Annotated in this window: 16 protein-coding genes; 15 read left to right on the top strand and 1 reads right to left on the bottom strand. The window is 73.6% G+C overall.

What is annotated here, in order from left to right; all coding sequences use genetic code 11:
- Positions 1–219: 219 nt before the first annotated feature.
- Positions 220–1,062 (bottom strand): sirohydrochlorin chelatase, encoded by an 843-nt coding sequence (locus QSK21_RS14370; RefSeq protein ID WP_285696191.1) that lies wholly within the window; start codon positions 1,060–1,062, stop codon positions 220–222.
- Between the two features lie 219 nt (positions 1,063–1,281).
- On the opposite strand from QSK21_RS14370, the gene QSK21_RS14365 reads away from it, so the two are divergent.
- The 15 genes from QSK21_RS14365 (at position 1,282) to QSK21_RS14295 (ending at position 21,019) form a co-directional block, all read left to right on the top strand.
- Positions 1,282–3,702 carry a sensor histidine kinase gene (locus tag QSK21_RS14365; protein WP_285696189.1) on the top strand — a complete coding sequence of 807 codons (2,421 nt, stop codon included), beginning with the start codon at positions 1,282–1,284 and terminating at the stop codon, positions 3,700–3,702.
- Positions 3,680–4,096 carry a roadblock/LC7 domain-containing protein gene (locus tag QSK21_RS14360; RefSeq protein ID WP_285696270.1) on the top strand — a complete coding sequence of 139 codons (417 nt, stop codon included), beginning with the start codon at positions 3,680–3,682 and terminating at the stop codon, positions 4,094–4,096. The genes QSK21_RS14365 and QSK21_RS14360 overlap by 23 nt, the downstream gene beginning before the upstream one ends.
- 56 nt (positions 4,097–4,152) lie before the next feature.
- Positions 4,153–4,791, top strand: a complete 639-nt coding sequence (locus QSK21_RS14355) for a GTP-binding protein (RefSeq protein ID WP_285696188.1) — start codon at positions 4,153–4,155, stop codon at positions 4,789–4,791.
- A gap of 154 nt (positions 4,792–4,945) precedes the next feature.
- Entirely contained in the window at positions 4,946–7,561 is a 2,616-nt protein-coding gene (locus tag QSK21_RS14350; protein ID WP_285696187.1) for a sensor histidine kinase, read from the top strand.
- On the top strand, positions 7,558–8,004 hold the full coding sequence (locus tag QSK21_RS14345; RefSeq protein ID WP_285696185.1) for a roadblock/LC7 domain-containing protein: 447 nt from the start codon (positions 7,558–7,560) through the stop codon (positions 8,002–8,004). The genes QSK21_RS14350 and QSK21_RS14345 overlap by 4 nt, the downstream gene beginning before the upstream one ends.
- 1 nt (position 8,005) lies before the next feature.
- Positions 8,006–8,425: a DUF742 domain-containing protein gene (locus QSK21_RS14340; RefSeq protein WP_285696184.1), complete on the top strand. Its 420-nt coding sequence runs from the start codon at positions 8,006–8,008 to the stop codon at positions 8,423–8,425.
- The gene (locus QSK21_RS14335) at positions 8,406–9,014 is read left to right on the top strand and encodes a GTP-binding protein (protein ID WP_285696183.1); all 609 of its coding nucleotides are present in this window, start codon (positions 8,406–8,408) and stop codon (positions 9,012–9,014) included. The genes QSK21_RS14340 and QSK21_RS14335 overlap by 20 nt, the downstream gene beginning before the upstream one ends.
- A 197-nt stretch (positions 9,015–9,211) precedes the next feature.
- The gene (locus QSK21_RS14330; RefSeq protein ID WP_285696182.1) at positions 9,212–10,399 is read left to right on the top strand and encodes an ROK family transcriptional regulator; all 1,188 of its coding nucleotides are present in this window, start codon (positions 9,212–9,214) and stop codon (positions 10,397–10,399) included.
- 27 nt (positions 10,400–10,426) lie between these two features.
- Entirely contained in the window at positions 10,427–11,968 is a 1,542-nt protein-coding gene (locus tag QSK21_RS14325) for a sugar ABC transporter ATP-binding protein (RefSeq protein ID WP_285696181.1), read from the top strand.
- Positions 11,965–13,032 carry an ABC transporter permease gene (locus QSK21_RS14320; RefSeq protein ID WP_285696180.1) on the top strand — a complete coding sequence of 356 codons (1,068 nt, stop codon included), beginning with the start codon at positions 11,965–11,967 and terminating at the stop codon, positions 13,030–13,032. The genes QSK21_RS14325 and QSK21_RS14320 overlap by 4 nt, the downstream gene beginning before the upstream one ends.
- 115 nt (positions 13,033–13,147) lie before the next feature.
- Positions 13,148–14,209: an ABC transporter substrate-binding protein gene (locus QSK21_RS14315; RefSeq protein WP_285696178.1), complete on the top strand. Its 1,062-nt coding sequence runs from the start codon at positions 13,148–13,150 to the stop codon at positions 14,207–14,209.
- Between the two features lie 102 nt (positions 14,210–14,311).
- A complete protein-coding gene (locus QSK21_RS14310) occupies positions 14,312–15,511 on the top strand; it encodes a Gfo/Idh/MocA family protein (protein WP_285696177.1) in 1,200 nt (399 codons plus the stop codon).
- Entirely contained in the window at positions 15,511–16,518 is a 1,008-nt protein-coding gene (locus QSK21_RS14305; protein ID WP_285696176.1) for a sugar phosphate isomerase/epimerase family protein, read from the top strand. Before QSK21_RS14310 ends, QSK21_RS14305 begins: the two co-directional genes overlap by 1 nt.
- 807 nt (positions 16,519–17,325) lie before the next feature.
- On the top strand, positions 17,326–17,967 hold the full coding sequence (locus QSK21_RS14300) for a DUF1707 SHOCT-like domain-containing protein (RefSeq protein ID WP_285696175.1): 642 nt from the start codon (positions 17,326–17,328) through the stop codon (positions 17,965–17,967).
- A gap of 130 nt (positions 17,968–18,097) precedes the next feature.
- Positions 18,098–21,019, top strand: coding sequence for a hypothetical protein (locus QSK21_RS14295; RefSeq protein WP_285696174.1), 2,922 nt, complete (start codon positions 18,098–18,100; stop codon positions 21,017–21,019).
- Positions 21,020–21,107: the final 88 nt, after the last annotated feature.

Raw genomic sequence — 21,107 nt, 5'->3', positions numbered from 1 at the left:
AACCCCCAAGAGCAGCCAAAGCCCCCAAAAGGGGGGCAAGGGGCGAAGCCCCAACGGGGGTGCAGGGAGCGGAGCCCCCTGCCGGGGGTGTCGGGGGCGGAGCCACTGACCGGGGTCAGTGGCCGCCGCCGCGAGCCGTCAAGGCGAGCGGCGGTGGTCGCTGGCCCCGCACCGGGGGGTGTGGGGGGTCGCCCCCCCACAATGACACGCCCCCCACACCTAGCTAGACAGCGCGCTTGCCAAAGTCTCCGTGTACCGGAGTGCGGCGAGCTTGGCCAGTGCCGGGTGTGCGCCCAGTGGCCCCGCGTGCTCGGCGCCCGCCGCCGCTGCCGCTGCGGCGATGTGCCTGGCGTCGGGTTCGTGGCCGATCAGGTGGGGTGCCACCGCGAGGCGCTGTACTCCCGAGGCGCGGAGTTGGGCGGCCGCCGCCTGGACGGCGTGGCCGTCGTCGATCCGCGCGGTGAAGACGGGGGAGGCCAGCCTGGAGGCCAGCAGCACGCCGGTGACCTCGGCCTGCCGGACCGCGAACGCGTCGCCGGGGACGACGACGATGATGCCGCCGGCGGCGGTCACCATGGTCATCATCCGGATCCGGTCGGCGCGGGCCAGTCCCGCGTCGGCCAGCCGGTCGTGGAGCGCTTCCGCGATCAGCGGGTGGGGGCCGAGGGGTTCGGTGGGCAGGGCCGGGACCGGCGCGTCCGCCACGATCTTGCGGATGGCGTTTTCGGCGGCGGGGTCGGGGCCGGTGGCCAGTGGCACGACCACCGCCCCCGGTTCGTCCTCTCGTTGCCGCTGCACTTGGGCGAGGACCGCGCCGAGGTTCCTGTCGTCGCCTTCGAGGTAGCCCACGAGGGTCGGCTGGCCGGTGTGCTCGATTTCGACGAGCCTGGCCAGTTCCTCGGGGACGCCGCCGGCGCTGCGGGACGATCCGGGGACGGCGAGGACGAGCGAGGGGGAGCCGGGGGGCAGCAGGAAGGATTCGTCGCCACGATGTCGGCCGCCGCGGGGTGCGCGGCGGCGCCGTGACGGAAGTGCCTGGGATGCCTGGCTTTCGGGACTCACGGCGGGAATCGTAACGCCGTAACGGGCACATGGGTGATTCCCCGGCTCTTTGTTCCCGTAGTGGGATGTGATGGAGACCCTGGACGGGCGGCGCGGGCACGGTTTCGCACCGATATGTGGAGAACTTGCGGGTGCGGACGCGCGAACCTCTATGATCGGGCGGCATCCGCACGCAGTCCGGGGGAGTCCGCGGGAGCAGAGGCCATCCGCGAGGTGACATTGAGTCCTCGAACGCGTTCGATCCGGTTCCGGGTCGTCGTGCTGTCGGCCGTCCCTTCGCTGACGCTGGCCTTGCTGTGGGGTCTCGGTACCGTCGTCATCTCGGGAGATGCTCTGGAGCACCGCCGGGCGGAGCGGTCGGAGTCCCGGATGAGCGGTGCCGTGCACGACACGGTCGCGGCTCTGACCGCCGAACGTCACGCGTCCGCGGTGTTCCTCGCGGCTCCTGCGCCCGCGTCCCGTCAGGCGATGGCGGCGGCGCGTGCCCGTACCGATGATGCGGTGGCCACGTTCCGGCGCCGCGCGGCCGGTGACGTGGAGGGTGCGGACGGCGAGGGCCGGGCCGCCGGGTTGCTGCGGGCGGCGCTGCGCGAGCTCGACCGCCTGTCCGCCACCCGTTACACGATCGACGCCCGCGGGCTGGAGGCCACCGGCGCGGTCGATGCTTACGGCGTGCCGGTGGAGGCGTTGTACGCCGCGTCCGGTGCCTGGGTGCCCGAGGGCGACGGCGAGCTCGCGCGCTGGTCGGCGGGCCTGGTCGCCGGATACCGGGCGATGGACCTGATCGGACGGGAGGGCGCGCTGGTGGCCGCCGCGGGCGGCGACGGCGTGCTGAGCGCCGCGGAGCGGCGGGCGTTCGCAGGGCTGGCGGACGCGCAGCGGCGCCTGTGGGACGAGGAACGGGCGCAGGTGCCCGCCGCGGTCCACGGGCGTCTGATCGCGCCGCTGTTGTCGGCGCCCGCGTTCGCCGAGTTCCGCGACGTGGAGGAAGGGATCGCCGCCGCGACGGAGGACGAGGCGCGCGTCGACGCGCAGCGTTGGACCGCTACAGCGCAGCCGCTGCTGCTCTCCCTCATGTCCAGGCACCGGCAGGCGTCGCGGGAGCTCGCCGAAGAACGGGCCGCTCGCGGCGACGCGCTCTGGATCCGTCTCGGGCTCGTGGGCGGTCTCGGCCTGCTCGCCGTCGGCGCCTCGGTCGTGCTCGCGATTCACACCGGGCGCACTCTGCACCGCGAGCTGGCCGCGTTGCGCGGCTCCGCGCGCGACCTGGCCCGGCGCAGGCTGCCCGCCGTGCTGGACCGGCTGGTGAGCGGCGAGCCAGCGGGCTCCGAGACCGGCCTTGGCTCCGGGGTGGACGTGCCGCCGCCTCCGGCTTGTACCAGAGAGGTCCAGGAGGTCGCGGAAGAGCTGGACGCCGTGTGGCGGGGCGCGCTGGCCGCGTCGGACGGGCAGGTGTCCTCCCGCGCGGGCGTCCGCCGGATCATGCTGGACGTCGCCCGCCGCAACCAGTCGCTGTTGCACCGCCAGCTCGCCATGCTGCGCGACCTGGAGGGACGCGCCGAGCCCGGGGAACGGGACGAGCTGCGCAGGCTGGACCACCTGACCGCGCGGATGCGGCGGCACGCGGAAAGCCTGATCATCCTGTCCGGTTCCGTGCCGCCGCGGCCGCGCCGCGACCCCGCCCCGGTGGCGGAGGTGCTGCGCGGCGCCGTCGCGGGCATCGAGGACTACGAACGGGTGTCGGTGCTGACGCCGTCGCGTGACGGCGTCGTGGGCGCCGCCGTGGCGGACCTGACCCATCTGCTGGCCGAGCTGCTGGAGAACGCGGCGGTGTTCTCGCCGCCGAACACCGGGATCCGGGTGATGGCCGACCGGGTCGGCGGCGGCTTCGCGATCGAGATCGAGGACCGCGGGCTCGGCATGCCCGCGGCCGAGCTGGAGGCGATCAACGCCCGGCTGGCCGCGCCGCCGGAGCCGGATCTGGCCGACACCGACCGGCTCGGCCTGGCCGTGGTGGCCCGCCTGGCCCACCGGCACGGCGTCCGTGTCTCGCTGCGCCCCTCCCCGTACGGCGGCACCACCGCGATCGTGCTGCTGCCACACGAGCTGATGGTCCCGGCCGGGCTGATGGACGGCGACGGGTCCTGGGCGCTGGACGGCGCCGGGCCGGCCGGTCCCGCGCCCGCACGCGCGCTCGGGCCGGCCCCCGCGACCGCTCCCGAACCGGCGGGAAAACTACGCCGATTTGGTTGGAACGCACAGGAAAGCGGCGTTCCGCCTGCGAGCCCCGCGCCGGCGGGCAATCCTTGGTCGGATGACGACACCGGATCGGGGACGGACCCGCCTCCCCCGAGGGAGGACCGGGTGAACGGGCCCGCGGCCGAGCCGGAGGAGACCTATGCCGGGCTGCCCCGGCGGCGGCGCCGGCAGAGCCTGGCCCCGCAACTGAGAGGAAAGGACCGGACGCCGCCACCGCCGGCGGGCGGACCCGGACCGGCCGGACGGATGGTCCGGTCGCCCGAGGAGGCCCGTTCGATGATGGCGTCGATACAGCAAGGATGGCGGCGCGGACGAGCGTCGGATCCGGGGGAGTCGGGGGAAGAGGAGAGACCTGATGATGCACAACACCGCGACCGGTGAACTGAACTGGCTGCTCAACGACTTCGCCGGGCGCGTACCGACGGTCCGGCAGGCGGTGATCCTCTCGCGTGACGGGCTGGCCGTCGCCGCCTCGCAGGAGCTGGGCCGCGAGGACGCCGAGCACCTGTCCGCGCTGGCGGCCGGCGTGCAGAGCCTGGCCCGCGGCGCCGGGCGGCACTTCGGCGGCGGCAACGTGCGGCAGACCATCATCGAGATGGACACCATGCTGCTGTTCGTCACCGCCGCGGGGAACGGCACCTGCCTGGCGGTGCTGGCCGGCGCGGACGCCGACGCGGGCCTGATCGCCTACGAGATGGCCGTCCTGGTGAAGCGGGTGGGACAGCACCTACAGGCCAGCCCCCGGTTCGCCGGCACCGGCTTCGACGGCGGCTGAGATGTCCTGCCTCGGCGTGTCAAGCCCCCGCGTGGGGCGGCCCGCGGCGGTGCGCCATGGTGTCCGCCGGCGCTGACCAGTGGGCCCGGCGGGGCACCGACCCCTCGGGCCCCTTGGTCACCACCAAGATCCTGGTCGCCGGCGGGTTCGGGGCCGGCAAGACCACCATGGTCGGGTCGATCAGCGAGATCCGGCCGCTGGTCACCGAGGAGGAGCTGACCGACCGCGGCGTCGGCGTGGACGACGTCGCGGGCGTGGACCGCAAGTCCACCACCACCGTGGCGATGGACTTCGGCCGCATCACCCTCACCGAGCGGCTGGTGCTCTACCTCTTCGGCACCCCGGGCCAGGAGCGCTTCTGGTTCATGTGGGACGAGCTCGCCTATGGCGCGCTGGGCGCGGTGGTGCTGGCGGACACCCGGCGGCTGCGTGACAGCTTCCCGTCCATCGACTACTTCGAGCAGCGCGGGACGCCGTTCGTGGTGGCGGTGAACTGTTTCGACGGCGTCCGCACGCATCGCGCGCAGGACATCGCGATCGCGCTGGACCTCGATCCGGGGATCCCGGTGGTGCTCTGCGACGTCCGCAGCAAGGAGTCGGCCAAGCAGGTGCTGATCCGGCTCGTCGAACACGTGCTGGCCTGGGCGGATCCGGGACATCCCGGGGCCGGCGGCGCCGTGGGCGAGGCGCGTTGAGCGGCGCGTTCCGCCCGTTGACATAGGCCGGGAAGCCGCTCCGTAGTAGGCTCCGGCAGTCCCCCTTTACACCTACATATCGAGAGGTTTCCCCCGGCATGTCGTGCCTCCGGCAGCTCAAGGCCCCAGGCGGACGCAGGGTTTGTCGGCCGTGATGAACCGGCGCTCCGCCTCGATCCGTACCTGGATCGTCGTGCTGATCCTGGTGCCGCTGCTCTCCCTCGCGGTGCTGTGGGCGTTCGCCACCCACCTGACCTACGGCGACGCGCGGCAGCTCCAGCAGAGCAACCAGTTCCAGGAGAAGTCGCTGCTGCCCACCCAACGGCTGATCGACGGGCTGCAGAAGGAGCGCAGGCTGTCGCTCGGCAGGCTTGGCGGCGGCGGACCCGCGGACGTCGCGGCGCTGGCCACCCAGCGGCGCGCCACCGACCGGGCGCGCGCGGACGTCGAGCGGCACAGCCGGGACCGCAGGCTGCGCGGCGCGATCGAGCGGCCCGTGGTGGAGCGCATCGACGCGTTCGTCGCCCGGCTCAAGAGCCTGGAGCAGATCCGCAGGGACGTGGACGCGCGCAGCTCGGACCGCCTTCGGGTGCTCGGGGACTACTCGGGACTGATCGACTCGGCGTTCGCCATCTACGGCACGGTCGCGCCCGCCGACCGGGCGATCGCGCGGCAGGGCGCCACCCTGGTCGCGCTGGCCCGCGCCCGCGAGTTCCTGGCCCGCGAGGACGCGCTGTTCTCCGGGGCGGCACCGGGCGGACGGTTCACTGCCGCGGAGCGCGCGCAGTTCGCGCAGCTCGTGGGCGCGCAGCGGATGCTGTTCGCCGACAACGCGGCCGGCCTGCCGGCGTCCGAGCGGGAACGGCTGCAACGGCTGTTCGCGTCCCCCGAGGCGGTCGTCCTGCGCCGCCTGGAGGACCTGGTGGTCCGCGGCGCCGACCCCGCCGAGCCGCGCCGCGACCGTGACGTCCGTGCTCCCGGCCAGGTGAGGGGCGGGGCGGGCGCGCATTCCGCGCCGCAGGTGGACGCCGCCGCTTGGCGCGCCTCGATCAACATCGTGACCGAGCGCCTGTTCCAGTTCGAGAACGACGCCCTGGACGCGCTCACCGAGGAGGCCGAGGGCATCGCCTTCACCGTGGTGCAGCGGCTGGCCCTGTCCGGCGGCCTCGGACTCGTCGCGGTCGTCGTCTCGTCCGTCATCGCGGTGCGGGTGTCACGGCGGCTGCTGCGCGAGTCCCGGACGCTGGCGGACGGCGTCGGCGCCTTCACCACCAAGACGCTCCCCGCGGTCGCCGAGCGGGCCCGCACGGGCGGCACGCTCGATCCGGAGATGCTGGAGGGCGGCGACGTCCCCGATCACGACTACCGGATCCGGGAGATCCGGCGGATCTCCGAGTCGTTCGCCAAGGCCCGCGACGCCGTGCTGGTCGCCGCCGCGCGCGAGCTGGAGACGCGCAACGGCATCAGCGAGGTCTTCGTCAACCTGGCCCGCCGCAACCAGGCACTGCTGCACCGCCAGCTCAGCCTGCTGGACGCCATGGAGCGCCGCACCGAGGACCCGGCCGAGCTGTCGGACCTGTTCCGGCTCGACCACCTGGCCACCCGCATGCGGCGGCACGCCGAGGGCCTGGTCATCCTGGCGGGCAAGTCCGCCGGGCGCGGCTGGCGGCATCCGGTCCCGGTGGTGGACGTGGTACGCGGCGCGGTGGCCGAGGTCGAGGACTACGCGCGCGTCCGCGTCCAGCCGCTGCCGAGGAAGGCGCTGGTGGGCTCGGCGGTGGCCGACGTCATTCACCTGCTCGCCGAGATCGTGGAGAACGCCACGACGTTCTCGCCGCCCCGGTCGCCGGTGCGGGTCAGCGGGCACGCGGTGGCCAGCGGGCTGGTCATCGAGGTGGAGGACCGCGGCCTCGGGATGCCCGAGACGGACCTGGCCGCCGCCAACGAGCGCCTGGCCGATCCGCCCGAGTTCGACCCGGCCGACAGCGCGCGGCTCGGCCTGTTCGTGGTCGCGCGGCTCGCCCGCCGCCACGGCATCACCGTCACGCTGCGGCAGTCGCCGTACGGGGGGACGACCGCGATCGCGCTGATCCCCGCGTCGCTGCTCACCGACGTACCGGAGCAGGAGAGCCCGGCGCGGCGGACGACCGGGCAGATGGCCGCCGTCCCCGAGCGCGCGGGTGCGCGCGGACTCGCCAGCGGCTCGCCGAACCAGACGGGGCCGGTACGGCTGGTGGCCCAACCGCCCAGTCCCGAGCCGTCCAGTCCCGAGCCGTCCGCTCCCAAGCTCGCTTCCCAGCCGTCCGCTCCCGAGCCGTCCGAAAGCCGCCCAGGGGACGCGGGAGACCGCGACGTCCCCGAGCCCGCCCGCGCCGAGCGTGAGCAGGCCCCGCCCCCGCCCCCGCCTCCCCTGACCACGGGAGAGCTGCCGCGCCGCCGCAAGCAGACCCATCTGGCGCCGCAGTTGCGGGAGAAGGTGGACGCGGATCTCGCGGCGGCGGGACGCGCGGCGCCCGCGCCCGCCGAGCACCCCGTGCCGGACCCGCGGGCCGAGGGGCGCGACACCGGTGGCACCGCCGGTACCGGTGGCACCGGCGGAACGGGCCACGCCGACGACGCGAGCGCGGGACCGCCCGGCAGCGGCCCGCGCAGCCCGGAGGAGATGAAGGCGATCATGTCCTCCATGCAGCGCGGCTGGAAACGCGGACGTAGTGAATCAGGACAGGCGGACGCCGGACCGTCCCTAGCCGAGGAGGACGACAACCCATGACGGAAGCGCAGCAGGCGGAGGCTGAAGCGATCATGGCGGCGACCGGCGAGCTGAACTGGCTGCTGGACACCATGGTCGAGCGGGTCGCGCAGGTGCAGAACGCCGCGGTGCTGTCCAGCGACGGGCTGCGCATCGCCGCGTCCCGCGGCCTGGAGCGCGAGCAGTCCGACCACCTGTCGGCGGTGGCCGCCAGCTTCCAGAGCCTGGCGCGCGGTGCCGGCGAGTCGTTCGGCGGCGGCCCGGTGCGGCAGGTGATCGTGGAGATGGAGTCGGCGTTCCTGTTCGTCACCGCGGCCGGGGAGGGCGCCTGCCTGGCCGTGCTCGCCGACGCCGACGCCGACCTCGGGGTGATCGCCTACGAGATGGCGATGCTGGTGACCAGGGTCGGCAAGCACCTTTCGGCGCACCCGCGGATGGCCGCGGCCGAGCGGGGCGGCGCCTGAGGTGCCCGCGACACCGCCCCGAGGGCACGGCGACTCCGCGTGGTACGACGACGCGGCCGGTCCGGTCGTGCGTCCCTACGCCCTCACCGGCGGGCGCACCGACTACGACGCCGAGGTGCTGGACCTGGTGGCGCTGATCACCACGGAGGAGGAGCCGCCGGACGATCCGGACGGCGTGGGGCCCGCGGCACGCGGCTGGGTCCCGGCGCCCGAACATGAGATGATCTTGGAGCTTTGCCGCACCCCCCTGTCGGTTGTCGAGATAGCGTCGGAACTGGAACTCGCCCTGGGCGTCGTCCGGGTGCTGCTCGGCGATCTGCTCGACCGTGAGCTGGTCCGCGTCCGCCGCCCCGCGCCGGTCGCGCAGTTCCCCAGCGAGCGCGTACTCAAGGAAGTGATCGATGGAATCCGTGCGCTCTGACCCGGCCGCGACGGCCGGCGAATCCGCGCTGACCGTCAAGATCCTGGTCGCCGGTGGCTTCGGCGTCGGCAAGTCCACGCTGGTGAGCGCGGTGAGCGAGATCCGCCCCCTGCGCACCGAGGAGGCGCTCACCGAACGGAGCATCGGCGTCGACGACACCTCCGCCGTCGCCGGCAAGACGACCACCACCGTGGCGATGGACTTCGGCCGCATCACACTGCCCAACGGCCTGGTGCTGTTCGTCTTCGGCACGCCGGGGCAGGACCGGTTCTGGTTCATGTGGGACGAGCTGGCCAAGGGGGCGCTGGGCGCGGTCGTCCTCGTCGACACCCGCCGCCTGGCCGACTGCTTCGCCTCGGTCGACTACTTCGAACGCCGCGGCGTCCCGTTCATCATCGGCGTCAACCAGTTCCCGGGCTCCGGCATGCACACCGCCGACCAGGTCAGGGACGCCCTGGACCTGACCCCCGACATCCCGGTCATCAACTGTGACGTCCGTGAGAGGGAGTCCGCCAAGCAGGTCCTCATCACGCTCGTCGAGCACATCATGAGGACCATGAGCACCGGACGTGGAGCCCTCACGTACTAGGCGCGTACCGGCGCGCTCAGCGGGCGCGGCGGCCGCACGGGCGAGACCCCCGGACCTGTCCGGGGGTTTTTCCTTGCGCCACTTTGTCTTGGCTCAGGAAAAAGTTGTCACGATCTGATGGAAAGGTCTTCTCAGGACGGCGAAAGCCGGGGTACCTTCTGCGCACGGTGACCCGCTCGACGGGAAGGGACGGCGTGATGCGCATGACGGCTCGGCCGGAGAACGTGCATCAGGCACGCCTGCTGCGGCTGTTGCGCGACGAAGGCCCGAGATCGCGTGCCGAGCTCGGGGACGTGGTGCGGCTCTCCCGCTCCAAGCTCGCCGTCGAGCTGGACCGGCTGGTGGCGCTCGGCCTCGTGGAGACCGCCGGGCTGGCGGCGTCCAGGGGAGGGCGGCGGTCGGGGATCGTGCGGCTCTCGCCCGGACTGCGGTTCGTCGCCTTCGACATCGGGGCCACCTCGATCGACGTGGCGGTGACCAACGGCGAGCTGGAGGTCCTCGGCCATGTCAGTGAGGAGTGCGCGGTCCGTGAAGGCGCGACCGTCGTGCTGGACCGGGCCCTCGACCTCCTCGGCAAGCTGCGGGACGAGGGACTGATCCCGCAGGTGCACGGCGCCGGGATCGGCGTTCCGGGACCGGTGAGCTTCCGGGACGGGATGCCGGTCGCGCCGCCGATCATGCCGGGCTGGGACCGCTTCCCCGTGCGGGAGGCGATCAGCCAGGAGCTGGGCTGTCCCGTGCTGGTGGACAACGACGTCAACATCATGGCGCTCGGCGAGCTGCACGCTGGGCTCGCCCGGTCGGTGGACGACTTCCTGCTGGTCAAGATCGGCACGGGCATCGGCTGCGGCATCGTCGTCGACGGGGCCATCTACAGGGGCGTCTCCGGCAGCGCCGGGGACATCGGCCACATCCGCATCGACGACGACGGCCCGGTGTGCGCCTGCGGCAACGCGGGCTGCCTGGAGGCGTACTTCGGCGGCGCCGCGCTGGCCAGGGACGCCACCGCCGAGGCGCGCGCGGGCCGGTCCGAGCGGCTGGCCGCGGTCCTGGAGGCGAGCGGCGAGATCACCGCCCGGGACGTGGCGGACGCGGCCGCCGCGGGCGACCCGGTCGCCGTCCGGCTGATCCGCGAGGGCGGCCGGCACGTGGGCCAGGTGCTCGCCGGGCTGGTCAGCTTCTTCAACCCCGGGCTCGTCATCATCGCGGGCGGCGTGGCGGGGCTCGGGCACACCCTGCTCGCCGAGATCCGCGGTGTCGTCTACCGCCGCTCGCTGCCGCTGGCGACCGGCAACCTTCCCATCGTGCTGTCCGAACTGCCCGGCACCGCCGGAGTGATCGGCGGTGCCCGACTCATCAGCGACCACGTCTTCGCCGCCTCCTGATCCCACCCCCCTCTCTAGGAGACCCACGTGGGCCCTGCGAAGGACACCGACCAAGAGCCGCTGCTGCGGATGCGCGGCATCACCAAACGGTTCCCCGGCGTGCGCGCCCTCGACGGCGTCGACCTGGAGGTCCGGGCCGGCGAGGTGCACTGCCTGCTCGGCCAGAACGGCGCCGGCAAATCGACCCTGATCAAGGTGCTGGCCGGGGCGCACCGGCCGGACTCCGGCGAGATCACCCTGGGCGGCGAGCCGTTCGCGCCGTCCGACCCCACCGCCGCCATGCGCGCCGGCATCGCCACCATCTACCAGGAGCTCGACCTGGTGGACGGCCTGTCGGTGGCCGACAACATCTTCCTCGGGCACGAGCGCGCCTGGTTCGGCTTCACCCGCCGCGCCGAGGCCGAGCGCGCCGCCCGTGACCTGCTCGCCCGGCTCGGCCACGGCGAGATCCCGCCGCGCCGCGAGGTGGGCCGGCTGCCCGCGGCGGGTCGCCAGGTGGTGAGCATGGCGCGGGCGCTCTCCCACGACGCGCGGCTGATCATCATGGACGAGCCGTCGGCGGCGCTGGCGCACGACGAGGTCGCCAACCTGTTCCGGATCATCCGCGAGCTGACCTCGGCCGGGGTCGCGGTCGTCTACATCTCGCACCGGCTGGAGGAGATCCGCGAGATCGGCGACCGGGTCACCGTGCTCAAGGACGGCCGCGCGGTGGCGCACGGCCTGCCCGCCCGCACCACCTCCACCGGCCGGATCGTCTCGCTGATGACCGGGCGAGACGTCGAGTACGCCTTCCCGCCGCGCTCCGACACCCCGGAGGACGGCGAGCGTCCCGAGGTGCTGCGGGTCGAGGGGCTGACGCTGGCGGGCTCGTTCGAGGACGTGTCGTTCTCCGTCCGCGCGGGCGAGATCGTCGGGCTCGCGGGGCTGGTCGGGTCGGGCCGCTCGGAGATCCTGGAGACCATCTACGGCACCCGTAGGGCCACCAGCGGCAGGGTGCTGCTGGACGGCCGCCCGATGCGGCCCGGCGACACCGGCGCGGCCGTCCGGCGCGGCATGGGCATGGCGCCCGAGGAACGCAAGAGCCAGGCGCTGCTGATGTACGAGTCGGTCGCGGGCAACATCACGCTGGCCGGGCTGCCCGGCTACGCGAAGCTCGGCTGGCTGGACCGGCGGCGCGAGCTGGCCGACGTCCGCCAGCAGATCGAGGCGCTGGACATCCGGCCGCCCGACCCCAGGCGCCCGGTCGCGACGCTGTCGGGCGGCAACCAGCAGAAGGTGGTGCTGGCCCGGTGGCTGGCGGGCGCCGGCGGGCTGCGGCTGCTCGTCCTGGACGAGCCCACACGCGGTGTGGACGTGGGCGCCAGGGCGGAGCTGTACGCGGTGATCCGCGGGCTGGCCGACCGGGGCGTGGCGGTGCTGCTGGTCTCCAGCGAGGTGCCCGAGGTCCTGGGGCTCGCCGACCGGGTCCTGGTGATACGGGAGGGCCATGTCATCCACAGCGACGACGCCGTCGAGCTCGACGAGCACCGCGTGCTCAACATGATCATGGAAGGGAGGGCGGCCCTATGACCGAGGCCGGTGTGGGACCCAAGGAGGACGTGCCGAGCGGCCCCTCCTTGGAGAAGGGCGGCGGGCCGCTGGGGCGGCTGCCGTGGAGGTCGCCGAAGGCCGGCAACGGCACCGGCGCACCCGCCGGGCCCGGCGAGTTCCGGCATGTGGGGCTGGTCGCGGCGCTGGCGCTGCTGGCGGTGGTCGGCCTGATCACCAAGCCCGACAACTTCGCCACCTCGGACAACGTCGTCGGCATCCTGGCGCTGGCCTCCACCATCGGCGTCATCACGGTCGGCATGACCTTCGTGATCATCGGTGGCGGGATCGACCTGTCGGTGGGCGCGCTGATGGCCCTGGCGTCGGTGTGGGCGACCACGCTGGCGACCCAGTCCTACGGGCCCGCCGTGATGGTGATGTGCGCGATCCTGGTCGGCACCGGCGCCGGGCTGGTCAACGGGATTCTGATCGCCTACGGACGGCTGGTGCCGTTCATCGCGACCCTGGCGATGCTGGTGGCCGCGCGGGGCCTCGCGCAGCGCATGTCGGACCGCAAGACCCAGTTGATCCAGCCGGAGAACAACGCCATCGAGTCGCTGTCGACGACCCGGGCGCGGGGGATCCCGCTGGTGGTGTTCATCTTCGTGGCGGTGGCGGTGGCGGGCTGGCTGCTGCTCAACCGCACCACCTTCGGCCGCCGCACGTTCGCGGTCGGCGGCAACCCCGAGGCGGCCCGGCTCGCCGGCATCAACGTCCGCCGCCAGACGCTCGCCCTGTACGCGCTGTCCGGGCTGTGCTGCGGCATCGCCGCGATCATCATCATGGCCCGCACCACCACCGGCTCCAGCACCCACGGCGACCTGTACGAGCTGGACGCGATCGCCGCGGTGATCATCGGCGGCACGCTGCTAACCGGCGGGCGCGGCACGCTGGTCGGCTCGATCCTGGGCGTGCTGGTGTTCACCCTCATCACCAACCTGTTCATCCTCAACGGGCTGGACACCAGCGACCAGCTGATCGCCAAGGGCCTGATCATCGTGGTCGCCGTCCTGCTACAGCGCCGCGGCCTGCGAAGCCCGACCTGACCGCGCGCGGTCCTCTGGGAAGCCGTCCTCCACCAAGCCCACCGTCGACAGCCCCCCGCCCGTTCGTCCCGCTCCCGACATCCCATCTCACCCCCCACCCCGATCAGGAGCAGCCATGAGCGACACCACCAGGCCGAGCCGCCGCAACCTGCTGTTCGGCGGCGCCGTCGTCGCGGCCGGCGGCCTCGCCGCCGCCTGCACCAGCAACGAGCCCGAGGAGTCGACCGCCCCGGCCGCGCAGGTCGGCAACAACGCCGGCGACAACGACAAGCCCGGCAAGAAGGTCACCATCGGGTTCTCCGCGCCCGCCGCCGACCACGGCTGGATCGCGGCCATCACCAAGAACGCCGAGGCCACCGCCAAGCGGTACTCGGACGTGACGTTCCGCCCCGTCGAGCCCACCAACGACATCAACCAGCAGATCTCCGCCGTGGAGTCGCTGATCTCCGCCAAGGTGAACGTGCTGGTGCTGCTGCCCAACGACGGCGAGCAGCTCAACCAGGTGGCGCGCAAGGCCACCGACGCCGGGATCCCGGTGGTCAACCTGGACCGGATCCTCCCCGACAAGCTCTCCTACCGGACCTGGATCGGCGGCGACAACTACGGCATGGGCGTCGCGGCCGGCCACTACATCGGCGGCAAGCTCAAGCAGAAGGGCGTCACCAACCCGGTGATCGTGGAGATCCAGGGCATCGCCACGCTGCCGCTCACCCAGGACCGCAGCCGCGGTTTCGCCGACGCGCTGAAGACCTACGGCTTCAGCGTCACCGCCAAGCAGGACGCCAAGTTCACGGTGGAGTCCGGCAACCAGGTCGCCACCAACCTGCTCCAGGCGCACAAGAAGATCGACGCGCTGTGGAACCAGGACGACGACCAGGGCGTGGGCGTGCTCGCCGCCATCAAGCAGGCGGGCCGCAACGAGTTCTTCATGGTCGGCGGCGCCGGCTCGGCCAACGCGATGCGGGAGATCAAGGGCGGCAACAGCGTGCTGGAGGCCACCGTCACCTACAGCCCGTCCATGGCCTCCTCCGCGATCCGGATCGCCCGGCTGATCGCGCAGGGAAAGGGCATGGCCGACCTCGTGGAGCAGCAGGTGCCGCAGTCGATCACGCTCGCCTCGGAGACGATCACCAAGCAGAACGTCGACCGGTACCTGCCGCTCGGCTTCGAGTCGTGAGCCGGGCCGTGCGGCGCGCCGTGACCCGGCCGCCGACCGGCCGTGAGCCTGTGGGGCTCCTTCCGACCACCGGAGGGGTCCCGTGACCGAGAGGGGACGCACATGACGAGCATCGGCGTCGGGATGGTGGGGTACGCGTTCATGGGACGCGCCCACTCCCAGGGATGGCGGAGCGTGGGGCCGTTCTTCCGACCGCCGCTGACCCCCGTGCTGGCCGCGCTGGCCGGACGCTCCGCGGAGCGGACCGCCGCGGCGGCGCGGGACCTGGGCTGGGCCGCGGTGGAGACCGACTGGAAGGAGCTGATCCACCGCGACGACGTCCAGCTCGTCGACATCTGCACGCCGGGCGACAGCCACGCCGAGATCGCGGTGGCGGCGCTGGAGGCCGGCAAGCACGTCCTGTGCGAGAAGCCGCTGGCCAACTCCGTCGCCGAGGCCGAGGCGATGGTGGCGGCGGCCGAGCGGGCGCGGGCCCGCGGGGTGCGGTCGATGGTCGGCTTCAACTACCGGCGGGTTCCGGCGCTCACGCTGGCCCGCCGGCTGGTCGAGGAGGGACGGCTCGGCACGATCCGGCACGTCCGCGCCCAGTACCTGCAGGACTGGCTGAGCGACCCCACGGCCCCGATGGTGTGGCGGCTGGAACGGGATCGGGCGGGCTCGGGCTCGCTCGGCGACCTCGGCGCGCACATCATCGACGCCGCCCAGTTCGTCACCGGGCAGACCATCACCGGCGTGTCGGCGCTGACCGAGACGTTCGTCCGGGAGCGTCCCCTCGCGGACGGCACCGGCACCGGCGAGGTCACGGTGGACGACGCCGCGCTGTTCCTCGCCCGCACCTCCGGCGGCGCGCTGGCCTCGTTCGAGGCGACCCGGTTCGCCGCCGGCCGCAAGAACGCGCTGCGGCTGGAGGTCAACGGCTCGGACGGCAGCCTGGCCTTCGACCTGGAGGCGCTGAACGAGCTGTGGTTCCACGACCACACCGAGCCGTCCGCGACGTCCGGGTTCCGCCGGATCCTGGTCACCGAGCCCGAGCATCCGTACGCGGGCGCGTGGTGGCCGCCCGGCCACCTGCTCGGGTACGAGCACACCTTCACCCACCAGCTCGCCGACCTGCTCACGGCCATCGCCGAGGGCACCGACCCGAGCCCGTCGTTCGCCGACGGGCTGCGCGTCCAGCGGGTACTGGACGCGGTGGAGGCGAGCGCGGGGAACGAAGGCCACTGGACCGCCGTTCCCGACGACGGGAGCGGCGCCGGGGACCAGGGGGTCCGTCCCCGGAACGACACCGAAGGGAGCGCGTGATGGCCCGACCTGTCACCCTGTTCACCGGCCAGTGGGCCGACCTGCCGTTCGAGGAGGTGTGCCGGCTCGCGGCAGGCTGGGGCTACGACGGGCTGGAGATCGCCTGCTGGGGCGACCACTTCGAGGTCGGCAAGGCGCTGGCCGACGACTCCTACGTCCCGCGGAAGCTGGAGACGCTGGCCGAGCACGGCCTGAAGGTGTGGGCGATCTCCAACCACCTGGTCGGGCAGGCCGTCTGCGACCATCCGATCGACGAGCGGCACGAGGCGATCCTCCCCCCGCACATCTGGGGCGACGGGGACCCCGAGGGCGTGCGCCGCCGTGCCGCCGAGGAGATGAAGGACACCGCCCGCGCCGCGGCCAAGCTCGGCGTGACGACGGTCGTCGGGTTCACCGGCTCGTCCATCTGGCACACCGTCGCGATGTTCCCGCCGGTGCCGCCCGCGATGATCGAGCGCGGCTACGCCGACTTCGCCGACCGCTGGAACCCGATCCTGGACGTGTTCGACGAGGTCGGCGTCCGCTTCGCGCACGAGGTGCACCCCAGCGAGATCGCCTACGACTACTGGACGACGGTGCGCACCCTGGAGGCCATCGGGCACCGGCCCGCGTTCGGCCTCAACTGGGACCCGTCGCACTTCGTCTGGCAGCAACTGGACCCGGTCAACTTCCTTCTCGACTTCAAGGACCGGATCTACCACGTCGACTGCAAGGACACCAAGGTCCGCACCGGCGACGGCCGCCGCGGCCGGCTGTCGTCCCACCTGCCTTGGGGTGACATGCGGCGCGGCTGGGACTTCATCTCCACCGGCCGCGGGGACGTGCCGTGGGAGGACTGCTTCCGTGCCCTGAACGCGATCGGCTATGACGGCCCGATCTCCGTCGAGTGGGAGGACGCCGGCATGGACCGCCTGCAGGGCGCGCCCCAGTCCCTGGAGTACGTCCGCGCCCTGGCCGCGATCGAGCTCCCGGAGACGTCCTTCGACGCCGCGTTCGCGAAGGACTGACCGGCCGCCGGAGCGGAGCGCCACCGCCGGAGCCGCCCCCGCCGGCGGGACCGGTGGTGGCGCGGGAGTGTGACACGGCGTACAGTGACCGGGTGGTCGTCTGACCGCCCCAGAAACCCGTTGATCCGGCGTTGATCCGCTGTTGATCGGGGCGGTGCATGCTGTGTTGCGCACGGTCCGAGGGATGCGGTGTCCGTGGCCGCGGGGTTCGCGGGGTTCTCCGCGGTACGCCGACGCCCATCCCGGGCCGTGCCGTCTTGTGCGGCGGGCCGGCCGGATTGGGGGATGCGGCGGCCCGCCCGCCTTGGCGCTCCGCGCGCCGGCACGCGACAGCACGCGGCGCGGGGGCCTGCGATGCGGCCCATGGCCGCAGGCCAGGGTCTGCGGGCACGGCAAGAGGCGCGGACCCCACACCGCGGCACCGACGGGGGTCACGAGGTTCCACGGTCCGTGGGCTCCGCACCCGCAGGAGCGGTGCGCCAGGCAGCACGGACGCCGGGGGGCGAGACCACGGGAAGGCGGCGGGCGACCCGCCGCCTTCCCGGTCTCGCGGCCCCCACCCGCCGAACCGGCCCTCCACGCCTCCAGCCCGAGCCCCCACCCCTCGCGGGGGCTCGGGCTGGGAGATTCTGTTGGACTTGGTGGAGTTTCGGGGGATGTGGTGGGGATGCAGGGAGGTGTCTCGAAATGAGAAGGTGGGCGGGTTAAGATACATCGCGAGTCTTCGATACGATCTCCGGCTTGACCCTCCACCGGCGGGAGGCATCAGGCTCGGGGGCGACCCGCCTTCCAGAGGAGGGAGCCCGCATGACACCCCTCACCGGCGAACGGAACGACCCCGTGGACGCGGAACCCGCCGAAGAGCCCGTCACAGTGTCCGCCGAACCGTCCGGCCGGGCCTCCGACCGGGCCTCCGACCGGGACCGGGACGAGGTGCTCGTCCGCCTGCACACGGCCTACGCCGAGGGACGCCTGGACGACGGGGAACTGGACGAGCGCATCGACCTGGTGCTCGCCGCCCGTACCTACGCCGAGCTCGACCGGCTGTCGGCCGACCTGCCCACCTCCCGTCCGATGTCGCCGGCGCGGCCGGAGACGGCCACGCGCGCACGCCCGGCCGGGCGGTTCCAGCCGGTGTGGAAGAGCGTGCTGCGGCGGTCCGGGCGCTGGCGGGTGCCCGAGCGGTACACCGTCGCCGCGTACAAGAGCGACTGCCTGCTCGACCTGCGCTCGGCCGAGCCGGCCGGGCCGGTGATCTCGCTGCGGGTGCTGTCCTACAAGTCGGACGCGCGGATCGTCGTGCCGCCCGGGACCCGGGTGGAGGTCGGCGGCCTCGGCGTCTCCAGCGAGATCCACAGCCCCCCGTCGCCGGGCGCGCCGCTGGTCCAGGTCCAGGGGTTCGCCTACAAAGGGGTGATTGAGGTAATAGATCATCTCCGGACGCCCTGAGGCGATATAAACGCTCCCGCAACCCTTTCACCGCTGATCGCGCGGTTGTCCGCACACGTGTGGTTCCGGCGCGGTTGGATGGTGGGCGCCATCGCGCGATGGCGTTGGTCCGACGGTCGAAGGAGCGGGCGTGACGGCAAGGATCCCGGAGCAGGACGACGGCCGGCTCGTGGCTGGCACGGAACCTCCCTCCTGGGACGACCTCTCCGGTCCCCGCGCCTCCCGGCTGATCCGGAAGCGCCTGGCGTTCCGGGCGGACGAGGCCCTCGCGGAGCGCACCGGCGAGAGGAAACGTGCCGCGAAGGCGGCGCCGTCTCCCTGGCAGCGCTCCGCCGAGGCTTGGCGGCAGGCGGGCGTCCCGTGGGTCGACGGGAACGTGCCCGAGGACCGGGACGACACCGAGCCATTGCCGCGTGCGGTGGTCGACGCGGCGGCCGAACGCAAGACCGCGGCGGCCCCCGAGAAGGAGGACGCGGCGGCGCCGGAGAAGAAGGACGCGGCGGCGCCCGAAGGGAAGGCAGCGGCCGTCGAGGCGCCCGCGCGGGAGAGCGCGCCGGCGAAGAGGCATGAGACGGGGCTGCGGCGGCCCAGCCACACGGTGGTCGCGGTCATGGCCGTGCTCGTGGTGGCCGCCGGGGCAGGCGCGTACGCGCTGTCGGACCGGGGGGAGGAGGCTGGTCCGCGGTCGGCGGTGGCGGCCGCGGTCTCCGCGGAGGGCCGGTTCACGACCGATCCGGCCGCGGCGGACGGGCTCGTCCAGAGGCTCGCGTACGTGACCGCGCACGGGTCCACCGTCGTCGCCACCGGCACGGAGACGGCCGGGGACGGGGCGGCGGAGCGTGAGCGCGCCCAGTTCCTGGTGTCCGGTGACGGGGGCCGCGGCTGGCGGCTGGCGACCGTGCGGACGCCGGACGGGGACGCGCCTCCGCCGGGTGACCGTCCGCGCCTGGTGGCGGGCGGCGACGGGGCGTGGGCGGCGATCGGCGACACCGCGCAGCCCGGCAAGGTCGCCCTCTGGACGGCCGTGGACGTCCGCTCGTGGACGAGGGAGACGGAGGCGGTGCCGTTCGGCCCGAACGACCGCGTGAACGGGCTCGCCCGTACCGCGAGCGGCTTCGTGGCGGTCGGCGTGCACTCGCCGGGCGGGACGTTCGGCACCGACACCAGGGGCGTGGTGTGGACCTCGCCCGACGGGCGCGCGTGGCAGCGCAACGACCGGCTGAACGTTCCCGGTGTGAGCGCGCTCGGCGCGGTGGCCGCTTCCGGGAACACGCTCGTCGCGCACGGGACGGTCACCCGCACCGTGACCAGGACGGTGAAGGCCAAGGGCAAGCGCAAGGCGCGCAAGATCACCACCGCCGTGCGCGGGGAGGGCCTGTGGCGGTCGGCGGACGGCGGCCGTACCTGGGCGCCGGTGACCGTGCCGCACGCTCAGGGTTCGTACGGGCCCATGCGCGGACTGGTCGCCGGGCCGGGCGGCTTCTACCTCAGGCGTGAGGGCAGGAGCACGACCGGTTCCAAGAAGAACAAGAAGAAGCGGAAGACGACCCTCTACGGCGTGCTGTTCGGGTCGCGGGACGGGGCGTCCTGGGCGCCGGTCGCGAAACTCAGCGTTCCCGGGTACCGGGGTGTGGAGCGGCTGTCCGGGGCGCTCGGCGGGCTGGCGGCGCTGGTGCGCGGCCCCGGAGGCAAGGGCACGATCCTGCTGAGCGCGGACGGGCGTACGTGGCGTCCCGGCTCGGAGGTGGGACCGCCCGGCTCCTCCAGTCCCGGCGTGGAGGTGACCGGGCTCGCGGTGCTCCAGGGAGGCGGCGCGGTGCTCAGCGGCGCCCGCGACGCCAACGGCTTCCTGGCGCTCGCGGCGGCCACGCCCGGTCCCGTGACGCCCGTGGACCTCACCAGGGTGCCCGGCGCCGTACGTCCGGAACGCACGCTGAACGCGATCGTCCAAGGGCCGGGCGGACGGCTCGTGGTCGCGGGCAGCAGCGGCGGCGACGCGGCCCTGTGGAGCACCGGCGGCGGGTCCGCCTGGAGCCGCGTCCAGGTCACCGATCCCAAGGCGGCGCGCGCGGGCGGGCCGGGGCAGATCCGGCGCCGCCTCACCGACGTCGCGGCGGGACCGGGCGGCTGGCTGGCGGTCGGCCGCGTGGACGCGCCGGTCACCCGGACGTCGGCGCCGTTCGTCACGACCTCGCGGGACGGCACGGATTGGTCCGTCGTGACCCTGCCCGGGGCCGCGGCGACCTCGGGCGTGGTCTCGGGACGCGGTGGCCATGTCGTGGTGGGCGTGGCGGGGACGTCGCCGGCGGCCTGGCATTCCACCGACCTCCGGCGGTGGACGCGCGGCGCCGGCGCGAACAAGGACGCTCTCGCCGGCTCCGGCTCGATGCGGGACGTGACGGTCGCGTCCACCGGGTACGTCGCGGTCGGTGGGCGGCTCACCCCGGCCCCGGCGCGTGGCCGCGCGGGCGCTCAGCCGCCCACCGAACGTCCCGCCGTCTGGACCTCGGCGGACGGCCGCACGTGGAGCGCCGTCGCGCCTCCCGCGCTTCCGCCGGGCCTCGTGTCGGGCTCCTTCTTCCAGGTCGCCGCGCGCGGCGGATCACTGGTGGCGCTCGGCTCGGGCAGGATGGCGGCGTCGCCGGGCGCCGCGGCGCGCGACACCGGGTTCGTCGCGCGGTCGGCCGACGGCGGGCGCACGTGGGTCACCGGCTTCCCGCCGGGCATGGACGCGACGACCACGCCGACGGCCGTGACGTCCACCGCGAAGGGCTTCCTGCTGGCCGCCACGTCCGGCACGCCAGGCCGGCAGGACGTCGTCCTGTGGACGTGGACGGGCACCCTGCCCGCCGCTCTGCCCGCCGGTGCTTCGCAGGCCACCGCCGACGCAGCGGACTGGCGGCGCGTCCCGTCGCACGGCGCCGGGCTCGACGGCCCCGGTCACCAGCGGCTGACCGCCCTCACCCAGGTGGGCGGCGAGGTCGTCGGGACGGGCGTCAGCGGCGACCATCGCGGCGAGACGCCGATGCTGTGGCGCACGCCCGTCCCCTAGGCCCTAGCCGTTGCAGCCGCAGGCGCAACCCTTGGGGCACGAGCAGCTTCCGCCATGACCGCAACTGCAATCCTTCTTCGCCATGCCC

This window comes from Actinomadura sp. NBRC 104412, assembly GCF_030269515.1.
Classification (GTDB): domain Bacteria; phylum Actinomycetota; class Actinomycetes; order Streptosporangiales; family Streptosporangiaceae; genus Spirillospora.
This window is presented reverse-complemented; position numbering and strand designations above follow the sequence as displayed.